Source organism: Simplicispira sp. GW247-4R2A (assembly GCF_059424465.1).
Map to the genome: position 1 here is coordinate 1 of NZ_JBWKZM010000003.1, position 17,680 is coordinate 17,680.

21 protein-coding genes are annotated in these 17,680 nt (G+C 64.6%); 18 read left to right on the forward strand and 3 right to left on the reverse strand.

Features of this window, described 5'->3' with window-relative positions:
- Nucleotides 1-269: transposase (locus AC07ZH_RS02920; protein ID WP_495198487.1), on the reverse strand; the 269-nt coding region annotated here is incomplete at its 3' end.
- 96 nt (nucleotides 270-365) lie between these two features.
- On the reverse strand, nucleotides 366-593 hold the full coding sequence (locus AC07ZH_RS02925; protein WP_495198667.1) for a hypothetical protein: 228 nt from the start codon (nucleotides 591-593) through the stop codon (nucleotides 366-368).
- On the opposite strand from AC07ZH_RS02925, the gene AC07ZH_RS02930 reads away from it, so the two are divergent.
- From AC07ZH_RS02930 to nudB, 11 genes are all read left to right on the forward strand, one after another.
- Nucleotides 575-769 carry a hypothetical protein gene (locus AC07ZH_RS02930; protein ID WP_495198488.1) on the forward strand — a complete coding sequence of 65 codons (195 nt, stop codon included), beginning with the start codon at nucleotides 575-577 and terminating at the stop codon, nucleotides 767-769. The two genes, AC07ZH_RS02925 and AC07ZH_RS02930, sit on opposite strands and share 19 nt — an antisense overlap.
- 180 nt (nucleotides 770-949) lie before the next feature.
- Entirely contained in the window at nucleotides 950-1,399 is a 450-nt protein-coding gene (locus AC07ZH_RS02935; RefSeq protein WP_495198489.1) for a gamma-butyrobetaine hydroxylase family protein, read from the forward strand.
- 154 nt (nucleotides 1,400-1,553) lie between these two features.
- Nucleotides 1,554-2,285 carry a bifunctional demethylmenaquinone methyltransferase/2-methoxy-6-polyprenyl-1,4-benzoquinol methylase UbiE gene (gene ubiE, locus AC07ZH_RS02940; RefSeq protein WP_119109098.1) on the forward strand — a complete coding sequence of 244 codons (732 nt, stop codon included), beginning with the start codon at nucleotides 1,554-1,556 and terminating at the stop codon, nucleotides 2,283-2,285.
- Nucleotides 2,286-2,299: 14 nt separating this feature from the next.
- Complete coding sequence (locus tag AC07ZH_RS02945) at nucleotides 2,300-3,292, forward strand: Tim44 domain-containing protein (protein ID WP_495198490.1); 993 nt, start codon at nucleotides 2,300-2,302, stop codon at nucleotides 3,290-3,292.
- Between the two features lie 63 nt (nucleotides 3,293-3,355).
- A complete protein-coding gene (locus AC07ZH_RS02950) occupies nucleotides 3,356-3,928 on the forward strand; it encodes a hypothetical protein (protein WP_119109096.1) in 573 nt (190 codons plus the stop codon).
- Entirely contained in the window at nucleotides 3,925-5,496 is a 1,572-nt protein-coding gene (ubiB, locus tag AC07ZH_RS02955; protein ID WP_495198491.1) for a ubiquinone biosynthesis regulatory protein kinase UbiB, read from the forward strand. Before AC07ZH_RS02950 ends, ubiB begins: the two co-directional genes overlap by 4 nt.
- Nucleotides 5,497-5,589: 93 nt before the next feature.
- Nucleotides 5,590-7,044, forward strand: a complete 1,455-nt coding sequence (locus tag AC07ZH_RS02960) for a high affinity choline transporter 1 (RefSeq protein ID WP_495198492.1) — start codon at nucleotides 5,590-5,592, stop codon at nucleotides 7,042-7,044.
- 110 nt (nucleotides 7,045-7,154) lie between these two features.
- A complete protein-coding gene (locus AC07ZH_RS02965; protein ID WP_495198493.1) occupies nucleotides 7,155-7,478 on the forward strand; it encodes an FmdB family zinc ribbon protein in 324 nt (107 codons plus the stop codon).
- A gap of 11 nt (nucleotides 7,479-7,489) precedes the next feature.
- Entirely contained in the window at nucleotides 7,490-8,110 is a 621-nt protein-coding gene (locus AC07ZH_RS02970) for a DUF502 domain-containing protein (RefSeq protein WP_119109092.1), read from the forward strand.
- A 40-nt stretch (nucleotides 8,111-8,150) separates the two neighbouring features.
- Nucleotides 8,151-9,965: an aspartate--tRNA ligase gene (aspS, locus tag AC07ZH_RS02975; protein WP_495198494.1), complete on the forward strand. Its 1,815-nt coding sequence runs from the start codon at nucleotides 8,151-8,153 to the stop codon at nucleotides 9,963-9,965.
- Between the two features lie 69 nt (nucleotides 9,966-10,034).
- Complete coding sequence (gene nudB / locus AC07ZH_RS02980; protein ID WP_495198495.1) at nucleotides 10,035-10,520, forward strand: dihydroneopterin triphosphate diphosphatase; 486 nt, start codon at nucleotides 10,035-10,037, stop codon at nucleotides 10,518-10,520.
- On the opposite strand, the gene AC07ZH_RS02985 is transcribed toward nudB, so the two are convergent.
- Nucleotides 10,489-12,213, reverse strand: coding sequence for a response regulator (locus tag AC07ZH_RS02985; RefSeq protein ID WP_495198496.1), 1,725 nt, complete (start codon nucleotides 12,211-12,213; stop codon nucleotides 10,489-10,491). The genes nudB and AC07ZH_RS02985 overlap by 32 nt on opposite strands.
- A gap of 116 nt (nucleotides 12,214-12,329) precedes the next feature.
- On the opposite strand from AC07ZH_RS02985, the gene AC07ZH_RS02990 reads away from it, so the two are divergent.
- The 7 genes from AC07ZH_RS02990 to AC07ZH_RS03020 all read left to right on the forward strand — a co-directional run bounded on the left by AC07ZH_RS02990 (nucleotide 12,330) and on the right by AC07ZH_RS03020 (nucleotide 17,620).
- Entirely contained in the window at nucleotides 12,330-13,064 is a 735-nt protein-coding gene (locus tag AC07ZH_RS02990) for an endonuclease/exonuclease/phosphatase family protein (RefSeq protein ID WP_495198497.1), read from the forward strand.
- Nucleotides 13,065-14,282: a cardiolipin synthase ClsB gene (clsB, locus tag AC07ZH_RS02995; protein WP_495198498.1), complete on the forward strand. Its 1,218-nt coding sequence runs from the start codon at nucleotides 13,065-13,067 to the stop codon at nucleotides 14,280-14,282.
- A 113-nt stretch (nucleotides 14,283-14,395) separates the two neighbouring features.
- A complete protein-coding gene (gene folE / locus AC07ZH_RS03000) occupies nucleotides 14,396-15,118 on the forward strand; it encodes a GTP cyclohydrolase I (RefSeq protein ID WP_495198499.1) in 723 nt (240 codons plus the stop codon).
- Nucleotides 15,119-15,125: 7 nt separating this feature from the next.
- Entirely contained in the window at nucleotides 15,126-15,548 is a 423-nt protein-coding gene (locus AC07ZH_RS03005; protein WP_119109085.1) for a BLUF domain-containing protein, read from the forward strand.
- Between the two features lie 8 nt (nucleotides 15,549-15,556).
- A complete protein-coding gene (locus AC07ZH_RS03010; protein ID WP_495198500.1) occupies nucleotides 15,557-16,375 on the forward strand; it encodes a DUF429 domain-containing protein in 819 nt (272 codons plus the stop codon).
- A 67-nt stretch (nucleotides 16,376-16,442) separates the two neighbouring features.
- A complete protein-coding gene (locus tag AC07ZH_RS03015; RefSeq protein ID WP_495198501.1) occupies nucleotides 16,443-17,405 on the forward strand; it encodes an alpha/beta hydrolase in 963 nt (320 codons plus the stop codon).
- On the forward strand, nucleotides 17,402-17,620 hold the full coding sequence (locus tag AC07ZH_RS03020; RefSeq protein ID WP_495198502.1) for a hypothetical protein: 219 nt from the start codon (nucleotides 17,402-17,404) through the stop codon (nucleotides 17,618-17,620). Before AC07ZH_RS03015 ends, AC07ZH_RS03020 begins: the two co-directional genes overlap by 4 nt.
- Nucleotides 17,621-17,680: the final 60 nt, after the last annotated feature.

Sequence of the window (17,680 nt, forward strand, 5' to 3'; positions counted from 1 at the left end):
GTCAGGCCAGCGAATTCACGGAACAACGGCACGTCGTGCAGTGCCTCTTCCATGGCCGGATCGCTCAGCGTAAACCATTGCTGCATGAAGTGCACCCGCAGCATGGTCTCCACAGCAAACGGCGGGCGTCCGCGATTGCCTTGCGGTGCGTACGGCGTGATCAGAGCAACCAGTTCCGCCCACGGCACCACGCGCTCCATCTCCCCCAGGAACTCACGCTTGCGCGTGCGCTTGGTTGTCAGGTTCAGGCCAAGGTCCGCTTGCTTCATGCCTCAGATTTTCTCAGCTCATCGGCTCGCCGAGCACATCGGAAGCCGATTTATGCAGACTTTCCCTAATGCTAAAAGTAAGCGGCTAGCCGTAGGCTAGTTCGCTTGACCGGGGTTAGATATTTTCATTTTGCGGATTTCTCGTAAATTCCAGGCGGCTTTCAGATTTTTGTTCGAATGCCAAGCTGAGACAAGACCGAACACTGCAATAAGCGAATATACAAAAATAAAACCAACAAGATTTTCGCTCGGATTATGTCGATTGTGCACGGCTGAAGTAGAGGCGGTTTTTAACGCATCTGGCGGTGGGCCGTTACGTTTCACCTTCTACCCAGAATCATGCCAAGGCGGCGATCTTGTATTTGTATAAACAGGTGCTGGGTGTGGATTTGCCTTGGCTAGACGATGTGGTGCGGGCCAAAACACCTAGGCGATTACCCGTTGGGTTGACGGCTACAACATCCGCACGGTGCAGGAGTTGCTGGGGCACTCGGACGTGAGCACCACCATGGTCTAGACCCATGTGCTCAACAAAGGCAGGCGCGGGATTTTGAACCCGTTGGATGCCCTGTAACCACCGGGGCACAAGGGTTCCTGTGGGCCGAAGGGGTGGGCAGCCACGGGACCGATGGGACAATGGCGGCCCGTTTTGACAATTGTTTTCCCATAAGGAAATCTCCATGGCAGGCCTCAAACCCGGCGCCCCCACACCCGATTCCATCACCGTCCACAGCCAGTCCCGCGTGTTGGAAGTGGAGTTTTCCGACGGCGCGCACTTTCGCCTGCCGTTTGAGCTGCTGCGCGTGTACTCGCCCTCGGCCGAGGTCATGGGCCATGGCCATGGGCAGGAGGTGTTGCAGACCGGCAAGCGCGATGTCGTGGTGTTGGAGCTGGCTCCGGTGGGCAATTACGCCGTGCAGCCGAGCTTTTCCGATGGTCACGCCAGTGGCATTTTTTCGTGGGATTACCTCTATGAACTTGGCGCGCGCCAGGCCGAACTGTGGGCCGATTACGAGGCCCGGCTGGCAGCGGCAGGGGTGGACCGCGATGCCCCCATGGCGCCCAAAAGCGCGTCCAAGGGCGTGAGCAAGACGAAAACCAAGAGCGCCCAGGGCTGCGGCGGGCACTGATTCGCGCTCGGTTGGTGGCAGATTTGCCACTTTTTTGCTATCGTTTTAGAAGCTGCTTGCGCAATACCCATAAGCGCTAGAGCGTGGTTTGGCTTAAATATCCGATATCCCACGCATTTAGAGGGTTGCCCTGCAAGCGGCTAGCATTCCCACCATGAGCACTACACATTTTGGTTTCGAGTCGGTGGACGAGCGCGACAAGGCGCGCCGCGTGCGCGGTGTGTTCGATTCGGTGGCGTCCAAATACGACGTGATGAACGACTTGATGTCGGGTGGCCTGCACCGCGCCTGGAAGGCCTACACGGTGTTGGTCGCCAACCTGCAAGAGGGCCAGCGCGTGCTGGATATTGCCGGCGGCACGGGCGATCTGGCGCTGGCTTTTTCCAAGAAGGTGGGCGAGCGCGGCCAGGTGGTGCACACCGACATCAACGAAGCCATGCTGCGCACCGGGCGCGACCGGCTGATCGACGCCGGCGTGGTGCTGCCCACGGTGGTCTGCGATGCGGAGCAACTGCCGTTCCCCGACGCGCATTTCGATCTGGTCAGCGTGGCCTTTGGCCTGCGCAACATGACGCACAAGGACATTGCGCTGGCCGAGATGTGCCGCGTGCTCAAGCCTGGCGGCAAGCTGCTGGTGCTCGAATTTTCCAAGGTGGCCAAGCCGCTGGCCAAGGTGTACGACTGGTATTCGTTCAATGTGCTGCCGCGCATCGGCCAGTTGGTGGCGGGCGATGCCGACAGTTACCGCTATCTGGCCGAATCCATCCGCATGCACCCGGACCAGCAGGCGCTCAAGGCGCTGATGAAGCAGGCCGGGTTCGGCCATGTCGATTGCCACAACATGACGGGCGGCGTCGTCGCCCTGCATGTTGGTATCAAGTGTTGAGCCAAGGAAAAACCATGAAAAGACTCTTCCCGGCCCTGTTGGCCCTGATGTTGGTCGTGGTGCATTTCGAAGCCGAGGCCAAGCGCATGGGCGGTGGCAAGTCTTTTGGCCGCCAGTCCAGCAACGTGACGCAGCGCCAGGCCGCGCCACCTGCCGCCCCGGCAGCGCCTGCGCAGAGCGCCAATGCCGCTCGCCCCGGTACGCCAGCGGGCGCTGTGCCCGCGGCGGCTCCCAAGCGCCCATGGGGCGCCATGCTGGGCGGCTTGGCGGCTGGTCTGGGCCTGGCCTGGCTGGCCAGCTCGCTCGGCCTTGGAGCCGGGTTTGGCCAAGTCCTGATGCTGCTGCTGTTCGGCTTGGTGGCTTTGGCGCTGTTTCGCATGCTGCGCTCGCGCGGCAAGGCGGCGGCCTCGCCCGCATCGCCCTTCGCCTTCCAGGGGGCGGGCGGTGGTGCCCCTGCCAGCGTCCCGGTCGCGCAGCAGTACAGCCCCGACAAGGTGGGCAATGACGCCTCCGCACGCCCCTGGGAGCGCAGTAGCCTGGCTTTTGATGCACAGCGCAGCGCGGGAAATGAGGAGGGCTCCATCATCGGGTCGGCGCTTTCGGGCTCGCAGAACTGGGGCGTGCCCCAGGGGTTCGATACGGCGGGTTTTCTGGAGGCGGCCAAACGCAACTTCATCACCCTGCAGTCGGCCTGGGACCGCTCCGACATCGCCACGCTGCGCTCCATGATGACGGACGCCATGGTTGAAGAGATTCAGAGCCAGCTCACCGAACGCGAATCGCACCGTGGGGACCAGCCCAACCACACCGACGTGGTCATGATCGAAGCCCAATTGCTGGGCATCGAAGAGTTGGGCGATGCCTACATGGCCAGCGTGGAATTCTCCGGGATGATTCGTGAGGAACCCTCGGCCGGCCCGAGCCCCTTCCGCGAGGTCTGGAACATGACCAAACCCCGCAGCGGCGGGAGCGGCTGGCTGGTGGCGGGCGTGCAGGCGCTGCAATAAAGACCGCGCCGCAGCGTGCGGCTGCGCGTTGCGGCCGCTGTCGGCTTGCCATAATCCACCGCTATGGCCACACAGTCTCCCTTCCCCTTTCTCGACGGTCTCTTTGAACGTATCGCACAGGGCCCGCGCCCGCCCGACTGGCTGGTGAACGAGGCGCAGCAGCGCCTGGTGCTCCTTATCAACCACGTGCTGATGCAGGAGCGCGCGGCGACCGAGCGCTTGATCCCGCGCAAGGGCCGCGTGGTGCGGGTTCAATGGCGCCAGTTCTTCGTCGCCTTGCAGGTGACCCCCGCCGGGTTGTTTGATCTGGCAGCGCAAGGGGGTACCCCTGACCTGCGTTTCGAAGTGACCGAAACCTCGCCGCTCGGGCTGGCGCAGGCCGCTCTGCGGGGGGACCGCCCGCCCGTGCGCATCGACGGCGCGGTGGATTTCGCTGGTGATCTGCAGTGGCTGGCCGACAACCTGCGCTGGGACATCGAGGACGACATGGCGCGCGTCATCGGTGACGTGCCGGCGCACACCATTGCCAGCGTAGCGCGCAGCGCGGCGCAGGCGCTGCGCGGCTTTGTGCGCAAAAGCGGCGCGGCCGCCGGCGGCGCGGTGGCGCCCTGGTCGGGCAACGGCCCCTTGCCATGAAGCGCATTTTTCGTGGTGCCACCATTGTCTGGGTGGCGCTGCGCTATGGGCTCGATGGCCTGGTGCTGACGAGCTTCCAGAAACCCTGGCTGCGCTTGTTGGCACGCATGGTTTCGGTGGGGCGCGACCTGCGCGCGCCGCGCGGCCAGCGCCTGCGCGAGGCACTGGAGCGCCTGGGGCCCATTTTCGTCAAGTTTGGCCAGGTGCTCTCCACGCGGCGCGACCTGATGCCACCCGACATTGCCGACGAGCTCGCCCTGCTGCAAGACCGCGTACCACCGTTCAATAGCGCCATCGCCATCGCGACCATAGAGCGTGCCTTTCGCCGCCCTGTGGAAGAGGTCTTTGTCAGCTTTGACCGCGTGCCCGTGGCCAGCGCCTCGATTGCGCAGGTGCACTTCGCCACGCTGCGCGATCGCCAGGGTGCGTTGCACGAGGTGGCGGTCAAGGTGCTGCGCCCCGGCATGCTGGAGGTCATTGAGAAGGACCTAAGCCTGATGCGCATGATGGCCGGCTGGGTCGATGGTTTGTCGGCCGATGGCAAGCGCCTGAAACCACGCGAGGTGGTGGCCGAGTTCGACAACTACCTGCACGACGAGCTCGACCTGGTGCGCGAGGCGGCCAACGCCGCGCAACTGCGGCGCAACATGGAAGGCCTGGGTCTGGTCGAAATCCCGGCCATTTTTTGGGACTTCTGCCACCCGGAAGTCATGGTGATGGAGCGCATGAACGGTGTGCCCATCAGCCAGGTGCAGCGCCTGCGCGATGCGGGGGTCGACATCCCCAAATTGGCGCGCGACGGCGTGACCATTTTTTTCACCCAGGTGTTTCGTGACGGCTTCTTTCACGCCGACATGCACCCGGGCAACATCCAGGTCAGCCTGGAACCGGCCACCTTCGGGCGCTACATCTCGCTCGATTTCGGTATCGTCGGCACGCTGACCGAATCCGACAAGGAATACCTGGCGCAGAATTTCGCCGCCTTCTTCCGGCGCGACTACAAACGTGTGGCCGAATTGCACGTAGAGAGCGGCTGGGTGCCGGCGAACACGCGCGTCAACGAGCTCGAAGGGGCCATTCGCACCGTGTGCGAGCCGTATTTCGACCGGCCGCTCAAGGAAATCTCGCTGGGCATGGTGCTGATGCGGCTGTTTCAGACCTCGCGGCGGTTTCAGGTGGAAATCCAGCCCCAGCTCGTGCTGCTGCAGAAAACGCTGCTCAACATCGAAGGCCTGGGCCGCCAGCTCGACCCCGAGCTTGACCTGTGGAGTACCGCCAAGCCGTTTCTGGAAACCTGGATGCTCGAACAGGTCGGGCCGCAGCGCTTCCTGCGTGAGTTGCGCGCCGAGGCGCCGCACTATGCGCAGTTGCTGCCGGCATTGCCGCGCCTGCTGCACGACTATCTCAAGCGTGCCCCCAACGATGCGCGCGAGCGCGAACTGATGGCACTGCTCAAGGAGCAACGCCACACCAACCGGCTGCTGCAGACCATCGTCTATTGCGGCATCGGCTTCGTGCTCGGGCTGGTGGTGGTGCAGGCGATCGTGCGCGTTTCGCTGTTGCATTGACGCTGTAGCGCGCATTCGGTTGACCGGCATGGGGGTTTGGCACGGATAATGCGCGGCGTTTTCCTGCCAACCGCCCCCTCTTCGGAGCCGCGCATGCTGCTGACCTTCATCGCTTTCTATCTGCTGGTATCCATCGGCATTGGCCTGTACGCAGCCACCCGCGTGCACAACACAGCCGATTACGCCGTGGCCGGTCGCAGCCTGCCGTTGCCGGTGGTGATCGCCACCACCTTTGCCACCTGGTTTGGCTCCGAGACGGTGCTGGGCGTGCCGGCCCGGTTCATTGACGGGGGGCTGGGCGCCGTGGTGGAAGACCCGTTTGGCGCATCAATGTGCCTGGTACTGGTGGGCCTTTTCTTTGCTTACCGGCTGTACCAGAAGAACCTGATTACCTTGGGCGACTACTACCGCCAGCGCTTTGGCCGCACCCTCGAAGTGCTGTGCTCGGCCATCATCATTTTCAGCTACCTGGGCTGGGTGGCGGCGCAGATCACGGCGCTTGGGCTGGTGTTCAACCTGCTGACGCAGGGTGCGGTATCGGTGACCGCAGGCACGGTGCTGGGAACCGCCATCGTGCTGGTGTACACGCTCTACGGCGGCATGTGGTCGGTGGCGCTCACTGACTTCGTGCAGATGATCGTCATTGTTGCCGGCCTGCTCGCAATTGCCTGGTTTGCCGCCGATCTGGCGGGCGGCACCGGGCGGGTGGTGGAATTTGCGGCGCGCGAAGGGCGGTTTTCGCTGTTTCCCAAGGATGCCGGCCTGAAGGAATGGACGTTCTTTGGCGCCGCCGCCATCACCATGATGCTGGGTTCGATTCCGCAGCAGGACGTGTTCCAGCGCGTCATGTCGTCCAACAGCGCTTCCACGGCGCGGCGCGGCCCGGTGATTGGCGGCGTGCTGTACCTGCTGTTTGCGTTTGTTCCCATGTTTGTCGTCGCCGCCGCGGTGCTGGTCATGGGCGATTCGGCAACCGCGCTGCTCAAGGACGACCCACAGAAGCTCTTACCCACGCTGGTGATGGAGCGCATGCCGATCGGTCTGCAGGTGGCGTTTTTTGGCGCGCTGCTTTCGGCCATCATGTCCACGGCCTCGGCCACGCTGCTGGCCCCCTCGACCACGTTCGTCGAGAACATTTTGCGCAATATGCGGCCTGGCATGAGCGATGCGCTCACGCTCAAGGCGATGCGTATTTCGGTGTTTGTGTTCACCTTGTGCGTGCTGGCCTATGCCATCTCTGCGCAGGGAACCTCCATCTATGACATGGTGTCCGGCGCGTACCAGGTGCCGCTGGTGGGTGCGTTTGTGCCGCTCGCGTTTGGCCTGTACTGGCACCGGGCCACCAGCCAGGGCGCTTTGCTGGCGGTGGCGCTGGGCATGGGAGTGTGGCTGCTGTTTGCCGCCAGCCCGGCACTGAACCAGGCGTTTCCGCAACAACTCGCCGGGCTGCTGGCGGCGATCGTGGGCATGCTGGTCGGCTCCCTGGTGCCCCAGTTCCTGCGCGACCAGAAGGGCCACGTGGTGCATTACACCGCCACCCCGGGTTGAGGGGCCATGGTTTGCAGCCCCACGCCGCTGCGCCAGCGCATCGGCAGAAGCGGGGATTGAAAAACAGGCCGCTGCCTATAATTGAAGGCTTTGCAGCTCACGCCGAACCCATGCCTATCTACGCCTACAAATGCAGTGCCTGCGGCCATGCGCGCGACGTGCTGCAGAAAATGTCCGATCCTTTGCTGACGGTCTGCCCGCAGTGCGGCGCAGAGACGTTCACCAAACAGGTGACGGCCGCAGGCTTCCAATTGAAGGGCTCGGGCTGGTACGCGACGGACTTTCGCGGTGGTGCGGTGCCAGCATCGGCTGTGGGCGCCAGCGCCGACAAACCCGCTGGCGGCTCAGCGGATGCAGGTGCTGCGGCGCCTGTGCCGGCTCCGACGGCATCGCCTGCGCCTGCAGCGTCGGCTTCAAGCACAAAGGCCGATTGAGCTTGCCGTCCATGCCTTCTCTGCGCAAATGGTTCTTCACCGGGCTGCTGGTCATCGTGCCGGTGGTCATCACGCTGGCCGTGCTGAACTGGATGGTGGGTTTGCTGGACCAGACACTGCTGATCCTCCCCGGCACCTGGCAGCCTGACCGGGTCCTTGGTTTCCACGTGCCCGGTTTCGGCGCACTGCTGGCGCTGGCGATTCTGCTGGTGGTGGGCGCCGTGGCGAGCAACTTTGCCGGGCGCAAGCTGGTGCAATGGGGCGACCGCCTGGTCAGCCGCATTCCGGTGGTGCGCTCGATCTACTCCAGCGTCAAACAGGTGTCCGATACGCTGTTTTCTGAAGGCGGCAATGCGTTTCGCACGGCCGTGCTGGTCCAGTGGCCGCGCGAAGGGGTATGGACGGTGGCGTTTGTCACTGGCGCGCCAGCCGGGGAAGTCGCCGCACTGCTGCAGGACGAATTCGTCAGCGTGTACGTGCCCACCACGCCCAACCCCACGGGCGGTTATTTTGTGATGCTGCGCAAGAGTGACTGCATCGAACTCGACATGGGGGTCGATGCGGCACTGCGCTACATCGTCTCCATGGGCGTTGTTGTGCCGCACGAAGCGGCTGCGACTTTGCCCTCCTGATTTTTCTCAATGCGCCCCTGACGGCGCCGGAAGTTTTGCCATGGCCATGCGTTCCCACTATTGCGGTCTTGTGACCGAAGCCCTGCTGGGCCAAACCGTCACCCTCTCTGGCTGGGTGAATCGCCGCCGCGACCATGGCGGCGTGATCTTCATCGACCTGCGCGACCGCGAGGGTTCGGTGCAGGTGGTCTGCGACCCCGATCGCGCTGACATGTTCGCCACCGCCGAAGACGTGCGCAGCGAGTTCTGCGTGCAAGTGGTAGGCCTGGTGCGCGAGCGCCCAGCCGGTACCACCAACGACAACTTGAAGAGCGGCAAGATCGAGGTGCTGTGCCATTCCCTGGTGGTGCTCAACCCCTCGGTGACGCCACCCTTCCAGATCGACGAAGAGAACCTGTCGGAAACCACGCGCCTGACGCACCGCGTGCTGGACCTGCGCCGCCCCTACATGCAGAACAACCTCATGCTGCGCTACCGCGTGAGCATGGAAGTGCGCAAGTTCCTCGATACACATGGTTTTGTGGATATCGAAACCCCGATGCTCACCAAGAGCACGCCGGAGGGTGCGCGGGATTATCTGGTGCCCAGTCGCGTGCACGACGGCCAGTTCTTCGCACTGCCCCAATCACCCCAGCTCTTCAAGCAACTGCTGATGGTGGCGGGGTTCGACCGCTATTACCAGATCACCAAGTGCTTCCGCGATGAAGACTTGCGCGCCGACCGCCAGCCTGAGTTCACCCAGATCGATATTGAAACCTCGTTCATGGAAGAGCAGGAGATCCGCGACCTGACGCAGGAGATGATCAAGACGGTGTTCCAGAACACGCTGGGCGTGGACTTGGGCGAGTTCCCGGTCATGACCTACCAGGACGCGGCCTACCGCTTCGGCTCGGACAAGCCAGATCTGCGCGTCAAGCTCGAATTCACCGAGCTCACCGACGTGATGAAGGACGTGGACTTCAAGGTGTTCTCGGGCGCCGCCAACATGAAGAACGGCCGCGTCGTGGCCCTGCGCGTGCCCGGCGGCGCGCGTGAGACCGGCGGCCTCTCGCGTGGCGAGATCGACGGCTATGCCGAGTTCGTCAAGATTTATGGTGCCAAGGGCCTGGCCTATATCAAGGTCAACGAGCTGGCCAAGGGCCGTGATGGCTTGCAGAGCCCCATCGTCAAGAATATTCACGACGCGGCGATTGCCGAAATCCTCAAGCGCACTGGCGCGCAGGATGGCGATTTGCTGTTCTTTGGGGCCGACAAGGAAAAGATCGTCAACGACGCCATCGGCGCGCTGCGCATCAAGATCGGCCACAGTGAATTTGGCAAGAAGAACGGCCTGTTCGACGACCGCTGGGCGCCGCTGTGGGTGGTGGATTTCCCAATGTTCGAGCACGACGAGGAAAACAACCGCTGGGTCGCGGTGCACCACCCCTTCACGGCGCCCAAGGACGGCCACGAAGACTACATGGTCACCGCGCCCGAGAAGTGCATCTCCAAGGGCTACGACATGGTCCTGAACGGCTGGGAAATGGGCGGCGGCTCGGTGCGTATCCATCGCGCCGACGTGCAGCGCAAAGTGTTCGACGCGCTCAAGATCACCCCCGAGGAAGCGCAGCAGAAGTTCGGCTTCCTGCTCGACGCGCTGCAATACGGTGCGCCCCCGCACGGCGGCCTGGCCTTTGGCCTGGACCGCATCGTCACGCTGATGACGGGTGCTGAATCGATCCGCGATGTGATCGCCTTCCCCAAGACACAGCGCGCCCAGTGCCTGCTGACACAAGCGCCCTCGCCGGTGGACGAAAAGCAGCTGCGCGAGCTGCATATCCGCCTGCGCAATGTGGATGCGGTGAAGGTGGGTTGAGAGGTCTCCGGTCTTGCGTTAGAAAATCAGGGCGCCTCGCGGCGCCCTTTTTTATTATTTGCCCACCTCATGCCTGAATTCAAGATCCCGGAGTCTGTGCTGGTGGTGATCCATACCCCGGCGCTGGAGGTGTTGCTGCTCGCGCGCGCAGACTGGCCGGACCACTGGCAATCGGTTACCGGTTCGAAGGATTTCGCCACCGAATCGTTCGAAGCCGCGGCCATCCGCGAGGTACGCGAAGAAACCGGCATTGGTGCACGGCTTCCTGGCCATGTGCTGACCGATTGGCAGTACGAAAACGACTACGCCATCTGGCCGCGCTGGCGCCACCGCTACGCACCCGGCGTGCTGCGCAACCGGGAGCACGTGTTTGGTCTGTGCGTACCGGTGGGGACACCGGCCATTCTTAGCCCGAGGGAACATCTGGCGGCACGCTGGCTGCCTTGGCGCGAGGCGGCAGCCACCTGTTTTTCGCAAAGCAACGCGCAGGCCTGCCTGGATTTGCCGCAGCGCGCGGCGGGAGTCAGTCCGGCTGCGCAGGTGCGGCGCTGGTAAACGGTATGGGCGTTTCGACGAGACCTGCGACTACAGTGGGGGTGGCCGCCGCCGCAGGGATCGGCATGCGCAGCGAAACGCCCCCCGCGGCGCGCTCGCTCTCGCCGGTGATCAGCGTGCGCGGCTGTGTGCCCACACACTGGGGGCGCAGGGTATCGATGGCCGCTTGCAGTTCGGCGGCACCGTCTACCTTGCTGCGGTGGCGCTGGAGAACTTGCTGCGCGAGCTCCAGCAGCTTGGTGTTGCGCGTGGCGCCCGCTTGTTCCAGCAGCAGATCGATGGCCGCTCGCGGATGGCCTGCCAGGCTTTGGGCAATGGCTTTTTCAGCCACTGTGTTGATGACCGGCAGGCAGGCACGGAGGCGATCAGCAAACTGCTGGTGTGCGCCGCAGGCGCTGGCGAGCATTTGTGCCAAGCCGCGCGTGTGGGCGTAGCGCATGCCCAGCGCCTGAATCCAGCCTTCGGCCTGGTCCAGGCTGATCGATGTGGTGGCCAGCGCGGCAATCAGGCCGGTCAGGTTGCAGGCGGCTTCAAAATCGAGTTCCGGGTCGGTAATCTCGCCAGCCATGCTGCGCACCGCGTCCACAGCGTCGGAAAACTGCCGCTGCCCGATGGAGCGCAAGGTGCGCACGACGCGCGCAAAGCGCTTCAGACGCAGGCTCTCACCGTAACGCTCCAGGACGCGGGTGAAGTCGGCACTGCAGCGCTCCAGGCCTTTGCTGTCACCGGTTTCGAAGCAGGTGAAGGCATACAACACCAGCGATTGGTAGTCGAACAGCTTGGAGTCCAGGCCCATGTGCACGGCCCGGCCGAGGGCCTTGTGCGCTTCCTTGCGCTGGCCCAGGTAGTACGACATGACCCCCAGCTTTTGCACCCGCGCCAGGGATTCGGGGGTCAGGCTGACCGCCAGGCGGTAAGTCTCCAGCGCTGCGTCGAACTGGCCCTGCTCGACCTGCGCGCGGCCGAGCACGTCGTAGGCGTCCGCGTAGCCGGCGTCTTCCTGGATCAGGCCTTGCAGGGTGGTGGCGGCATGCGCAAATTTTCCGCCTTCGATCTGGGCGCGCGCTACGCCGAGCTTGGCCCAGGGGAGGGCCTTGGTGGCGATCACGGCTTCGAACAGTTTTTGCGCATCGTCGTGGCGGCCCAGGCGCAGCAGCAGCTCGGTGCCGATGCGTGCGGCGTACAGCCAGTAGGGGGCACGCTCTTCAAAACGTTTGGTGCACAGGCGTGCGGCGGCTTCGAAGTCCTCGACCTCGATCGCCTCGAAGATGGGGCTCAGGTGTTCCTTGCGCTGGCGTGCCTGGCGCAGGCGTTCGAACAGTACTGAGGGCGTGAAGGGCTTGAGCAAATAGCCGTCAAGTGCCGATTCCGCTGCCTCGGCCACCTTGGCGTAGGTGGCTTCGCCCGTGACCATGAAAAATACCGTGGAAAACGGCAGCAGCCGGGCGCGGCGCAAGTCGTCCAGCAGCGTTTGGCCAGAGGTGTCGTGCTCGTGAAACGACTGCTCGCACAGCACGTAGTCGAAGGTCATGTGCTCAAGGCGGTTGCGCGCGTCGCGGATGCGGTTGCACTGCACCACCTTGCCAATGCCGTAGGCACGCAGCTGCGCAGCAAGAATGCTGCGCGACGTTGCGTTGCCATCCACGACCAGCGCGACGTAGGCGCGTGGGGGTTTGGGCAGAGGTTCGGCCATGTGAAAGCTTGGTTGGGCAGTGCAGGGAGTTGCGGCGCCAGGCAGTGTAAGCAGGCGCACGCAAACCGGCGATAGGGCAGACCCCCAGGAGAGGCATCTGCGCCACAATGGGCGGTATGGAATCCCCATCGCTGCTGCGCGTCGCCACCTACAACATCCACAAAGGCGTACAGGGTTTTGGCCCGGCGCGCCGGCTGGAGATCCACAACCTGGGCCATGCGGTGGAGCAGCTCGACGCCGATATCGTCTGCCTGCAGGAGGTGCGCAGCCTGAACCGCAGCGAAGCGGCCTATTTCGAGCGCTGGCCGGCGCTTCCCCAGGCGCAGTACCTGGCGCCCGAGGGCTACGAGGCTGTCTACCGCACCAACGCTTACACCAAGCATGGCGAGCACGGCAATGCGTTGCTGACGCGCTGGCCGGTGTTGGGCCACCAGCACGAAGACATCTCGGACCACCGCTTCGAGCAGCGCGGCTTGCTGCACGTGGAGATCGATCTCGCGGGCAGATCGGTGCATTCCATCGTCGTGCACCTGGGGCTGATCCCCGGCAGCCGGTTGCGCCAGGTGCAGCGCCTGCGCGCCTTCATCGAGCGCGAGGTTCCGGCGGACGCGCCGCTGGTGGTGGCGGGCGATTTCAACGACTGGGGCTTGCAGGTCAAGAAGGCGCTGGCGCAGATTGGCATGGTGGAGTTTGAGCAAAGCGCGTTCACGTACCCGGCGCGTCTGCCCATCGTGCAGCTCGACCACATTTATGTGCGCGGCCTGATGCCCATGGGGACGTACGTGCCCAAAGGCCGCATCTGGTGGCGCATGTCGGACCATTTGCCGCTGGTGGCGGAGTTTCGACTGTAGATGCGCAATGTCGAGCTGATTCCCGGCCACAGCGTGGCGCTTCTGCAGGGGGCTCAGGAGCTGTTTCCCGCGCTGGTGCGAGCCATGGATGGCGCGGCGCAAAGCGTGTGGTTCGAAACCTATATCTGCGACTTCACCGACAGCGGGGCCAGCATTGGCGCGGCACTGGAGCGCGCGGCACGGCGTGGCGTGCAGGTGCAGTTGCTGGTCGATGGCTTTGGCACGGGCGGCCTGGATGCTGGTTGGCTGGAGCGCCTGCGCGCCGCCGGCGTGCAGTACCAGGCGTTCGCGCCGCTTGGGCCGCTGGGGCTGCTCTTGCCGCAGCGCTGGCGCCGGCTGCACCGCAAGCTGTGTGTGGTGGATGGTGCGGTGCTGTTTTGCGGCGGCATCAACCTGCTCGACGACTTTTATGACCCGAATTACGGGCGGCTCGAAGCGCCCCGGTTCGACTTCGCGGTTGAGGTGCGCGGCCCCATCACGGTGCAGGCGAATGCCGCGATGCAGATCGCCTGGTGGCGTATGCAGGCGGTCAGCGCCGCGCGCTTGCGCCACCTGGGCGAGGCGCGGCGCGATTTCTTCGCGGCGCGGCAGGTGGCGCGAACCAAGGCGGTTGCGCCGCAGGAGCGCAGCGGCGTGCGCGCTGCCCTGCTGCTGCGCGACAACGTCCTGCACCGCGCGGTGATCGAGCGCGCCTACCTGCGCGCGATTGCCCAGGCGCGGGAGGAAATCATCATTGCCAATGCCTATTTCGTGCCCGGCCGGCGGCTTCGCCGCGCGCTGGTGCACGCGGCCCGGCGCGGGGTGCGCGTGCGCCTGCTGTTGCAGGGGCGCTACGAGTATTTTTTGCAGTACCACGCAGCCCGGCCGGTGTACGGCCTGCTATTGAAGGCAGGTGTTGAAATTCACGAATACGCGCCGAGCTTTTTGCACGCCAAGGTGGCCGTGATCGATGCCGAAGGATCGCACCCCTGGGCGACGGTGGGCTCGTCCAACCTCGACCCCCTGAGCCTGCTGCTGGCCCGCGAGGCGAACGTGGCGGTGGCCGATGCCGAGTTCGCCAAGAATTTGCGCAAGCGCCTGGTGGACGCCATGGAGCACGCAGGTCGGCAGATCGACAGCGCTGCCTACGCCGCGCGGCCGTGGCGGGCGCGTGTGCTTGACCGTTTGGCCCTTGTACTGGTGCGCAGCGCCTTGTGGCTCACGGGCAAGACCTACTGAGCCATTTCGCACTGATGCTATGCTTTAAATAGCTGGAAGCGCATGCTGAATAAGCGCTAGAGGCCAAAAAACCTTCATAAGCAAAGGCGCCGCGCGGCTGTTACCATTCGCCCATGCAGCGCTCCGAACCCTTTGAGACCCGCCCCGAAGCCCAGGATGAGGGCGTTCCCGTCTCCGTGAAGATTCGCGAGCGCATCGTCGCGGCCCGCAAGCGCTTCAACGCCAACGACAACATCGCCCAGTTCATCGAGCCCGGCGAGCTGGAAGCCTTGCTCGACGAGGTCGAGATCAAGATGCAGGGCGTGCTCGACAGCATGGTGATCGACACCCACGGTGACCACAACACGCAGGCCACCGCGCGCCGGGTGGCCAAGATGTACTTGAGCGAAGTCTTCAAGGGCCGCTACATCGAGTCGCCCTCGATCACCGAATTCCCCAATGCCGAGCACTTGAATGAGCTGATGATCGTCGGCCCGCTCACGGTGCGCAGCGCCTGCAGCCACCACCTGTGCCCGGTGATCGGCAAGATCTGGATCGGCGTCATGCCCAACGAGCACACCAACGTGATCGGCTTGTCGAAGTACGCGCGCCTGGTCGACTGGGTCATGGGCCGCCCGCAAATCCAGGAGGAAGCCGTGGTGCAGCTGGCCGATCTGATCATGGAAAAAACCCAGCCCGACGGCCTGGCCATCGTCATGGAGGCCAGCCACTTCTGCATGTCCTGGCGCGGCGTGAAAGAGATGGACAGCAAGATGCTCAACTCGGTGATGCGCGGCGTGTTCCTGAAAGACGCCTCGCTGCGCCGCGAATTCCTCTCGCTCATCCCTGGAAAGTGAACCGACCATGCTCGTACGCCTGCTCTACGCCAGCCGCGCCGTCGACAATTCGCCAGAAGCCATCGACGCCATCCTCACGCAATCGCGCGAGCACAACCCGGGTTGCGGCATCACCGGCATCCTCTGCTACGGCGGCGGCGTGTTTCTGCAGGCCATCGAGGGCGGGCGCTCGGCGGTGAACGAACTGTACGGCCACATCCAGCGCGACGTACGCCACAAGGACGTGGAGCTGCTGCACTACGAGGAGATCTCTGAGCGGCGCTTTGGCGGCTGGACCATGGGCAAGGTCAACCTCAGCAAAATCAACCACTCCATCTTGCTGAAGTATTCCGAAAAGCCCGAGCTCGATCCCTACAGCGTCTCGGGCGCCGTGTCGTTTGCCCTGCTCGAAGAGCTGATGGCCACCGCCTCCATCATCGGCCGGGTGTAGAGCAACTGGTGCTGCTGATCGGCTGCGATTTCAGCAGCAGCCCGAGCCGCCGCAAGCGCATCGTGCTGGCCCTGGGCGAGCGCCGCGGCGCGGCCGTGCGGCTGCATGCGCTTGAATCTTTCGATCACTTGTCGGCCTGGGCCGACTGGCTGGCCGAACCCCGCGCCTGGGTGGGTGGCTTTGATTTGCCTTTTGGCCTGCCGCGCGAACTGGTCTCGCATCTGGGCTGGCCGACAGGCTGGCAGGCCTGCATGCAGCACTATGCCCGCCTTGAGCGGGAAGACATCCGCGCGCGGTTTTCCGCCTTTTGCGCTGCGCGGCCTGTGGGCGGCAAGTTCGCCCACCGCGCCACCGATGGCCCCGCAGGCTCGAGCCCGAGCATGAAATGGGTGAACCCACCCGTCGCCTTCATGCTGCACGCCGGCGTGCCGCTGCTGCTGCAAGCGGGGGTGCACCTGCCGGGTCTGCACGCGGGCGACCCGGCACGCGTGGCGCTGGAGGCCTACCCCGGTCTGCTGGCGCGCGAGCTGATTGGCCGGCGCAGCTACAAGAGCGACAGCCGCACTGCGCAAACGCCCGAGCGCTTGATTGCGCGCAAAGACCTGCTCACTGCGCTGGAGGCAGGCCGTACGCGCCTGGGCCTGCGCCTGCAGCTGCGCCCCGTGCAGGCCGAGACGCTGGTGCAGGACGCCAGCGGCGACAGCCTGGACGCCGTGCTGTGCCTGCTGCAAGCCGCCTGGGGCGAGCGCCGCCATGCCGAAGGCGACGCGCTCTACGGCCTGCCGCCCGCCATGGACCCCTTGGAAGGGTGGATTGTTACGGCTTGAAACTTCGGCACGGCACAGCGTTCATGGGCGCTGCGCACAATCGGCAGACTTTTTTTCGAGGTTCAGCATGAACTCCCTGCCAAAGAATCGTGGTGTCCAGTGCCTGGCGGCGCTGCTCTTTACCGCCATCGCCGGATTCGTACCTGCCGCCCATGGCGGCCCGCTGCGCGAACGCCTGCAGCAGCGCGCGCTGCAGGCGCAGCTCTGGGACGATGAGGCGGATAGCAGCCGCTCGCAGCCGGCGCCGGTTCTGCCTGCCGGCACCCGCGTGCTGCGCGACCTCGCCTATGGGCCGGATCGGCTGCAGCGCATGGATGTGTACCTGCCCGCGCACGCCCAGGCAGCGCCGGTGCTGTTCCTGGTGCACGGCGGCGGCTGGCGGCGGGGCGACAAGACGCACGACCGGCTGATCGACCAGAAGCTCGCGCACTGGCTGCCGCGCGGCGTGGTGGTGGTCTCCATCAACTACCGGATGCTGCCGCAGGCCGCGCCGGACCTGCAGGCCCAGGACGTGGCCCAGGCCTTGGCCTGGGCGCAGCAGCAAGCGCCCGGCTGGGGAGCGGACGCCGGGCGATTCGTGCTCATGGGCCATTCGGCCGGCGCGCATCTGGCGGCATTGGTGGCAGGCGATCCGCAGTGGTTGCGCGCTGCAGGCGCGCGTGCGCCGCAGGCCCTGGTGCTGCTCGACAGCGGCGCGCTGGACGTGCCGGAAATCATGAACGAGCGCCATGCGCGCCTGTTCGATCAGGCGTTTGGCAGCGACCCGGCGTACTGGCTGCGGGTCTCGCCCCTGCAGCAGTTGCACGCCGCCTTGCCGCCCACGCTGCTGGTGTGTTCGTCGCCGCGCCGCGATTCCTGTACGCAAGCGCAGGCGTATGCGCGCAAAAGCCAGGCGCAGGGCGGGCAGGCCGAGGTGTTGCCGCAGCCCCTCTCGCATGGGCAAATCAATGCACAACTGGGCCAAGCCGGTGCGTATACGCAGGCGGTAGATGGGTTTCTGAGCCGCTTTGCCGCCTGGGCGCCGCGATGAACCTTGCTGCGCGCCTGGCCACGATCGGCGCCTTGCTGCTGGCGCAATTGGCCTGGGCTGCGCCCGCGCCCTGGTACTGGTGGCGCAGCAAGGTCGATGGCGCACGCCTCTGCGCCCAGATCTCACCGGGTACGGGCTGGGAGCGCGATGGCGGGCCCTACCAAGGCCCGGGCTGCGCACCGAAACCGCGTGTCTTTGTCGTTCCCATGCGCTGATGCACGCTTCAACCAACCGGCTGCGCTGCTCCACAATGGCATTTTTGCGCTGCCCGTTCT

Bases quoted from the DNA above. Each gene is read 5' to 3' on its own strand.
- AC07ZH_RS02935 (WP_495198489.1), top strand. From the start codon at position 950: ATGGCAGGCCTCAAACCCGGCGCCCCCACACCCGATTCCATCACCGTC.
- ubiE (WP_119109098.1), top strand. From the start codon at position 1,554: ATGAGCACTACACATTTTGGTTTCGAGTCGGTGGACGAGCGCGACAAG.
- AC07ZH_RS02945 (WP_495198490.1), top strand. From the start codon at position 2,300: ATGAAAAGACTCTTCCCGGCCCTGTTGGCCCTGATGTTGGTCGTGGTG.
- AC07ZH_RS02950 (WP_119109096.1), top strand. From the start codon at position 3,356: ATGGCCACACAGTCTCCCTTCCCCTTTCTCGACGGTCTCTTTGAACGT.
- ubiB (WP_495198491.1), top strand. From the start codon at position 3,925: ATGAAGCGCATTTTTCGTGGTGCCACCATTGTCTGGGTGGCGCTGCGC.
- AC07ZH_RS02960 (WP_495198492.1), top strand. From the start codon at position 5,590: ATGCTGCTGACCTTCATCGCTTTCTATCTGCTGGTATCCATCGGCATT.
- AC07ZH_RS02965 (WP_495198493.1), top strand. From the start codon at position 7,155: ATGCCTATCTACGCCTACAAATGCAGTGCCTGCGGCCATGCGCGCGAC.
- AC07ZH_RS02970 (WP_119109092.1), top strand. From the start codon at position 7,490: ATGCCTTCTCTGCGCAAATGGTTCTTCACCGGGCTGCTGGTCATCGTG.
- aspS (WP_495198494.1), top strand. From the start codon at position 8,151: ATGGCCATGCGTTCCCACTATTGCGGTCTTGTGACCGAAGCCCTGCTG.
- nudB (WP_495198495.1), top strand. From the start codon at position 10,035: ATGCCTGAATTCAAGATCCCGGAGTCTGTGCTGGTGGTGATCCATACC.
- AC07ZH_RS02985 (WP_495198496.1), bottom strand. From the start codon at position 12,213: ATGGCCGAACCTCTGCCCAAACCCCCACGCGCCTACGTCGCGCTGGTC.
- AC07ZH_RS02990 (WP_495198497.1), top strand. From the start codon at position 12,330: ATGGAATCCCCATCGCTGCTGCGCGTCGCCACCTACAACATCCACAAA.
- clsB (WP_495198498.1), top strand. From the start codon at position 13,065: ATGCGCAATGTCGAGCTGATTCCCGGCCACAGCGTGGCGCTTCTGCAG.
- folE (WP_495198499.1), top strand. From the start codon at position 14,396: ATGCAGCGCTCCGAACCCTTTGAGACCCGCCCCGAAGCCCAGGATGAG.
- AC07ZH_RS03005 (WP_119109085.1), top strand. From the start codon at position 15,126: ATGCTCGTACGCCTGCTCTACGCCAGCCGCGCCGTCGACAATTCGCCA.
- AC07ZH_RS03015 (WP_495198501.1), top strand. From the start codon at position 16,443: ATGAACTCCCTGCCAAAGAATCGTGGTGTCCAGTGCCTGGCGGCGCTG.
- AC07ZH_RS03020 (WP_495198502.1), top strand. From the start codon at position 17,402: ATGAACCTTGCTGCGCGCCTGGCCACGATCGGCGCCTTGCTGCTGGCG.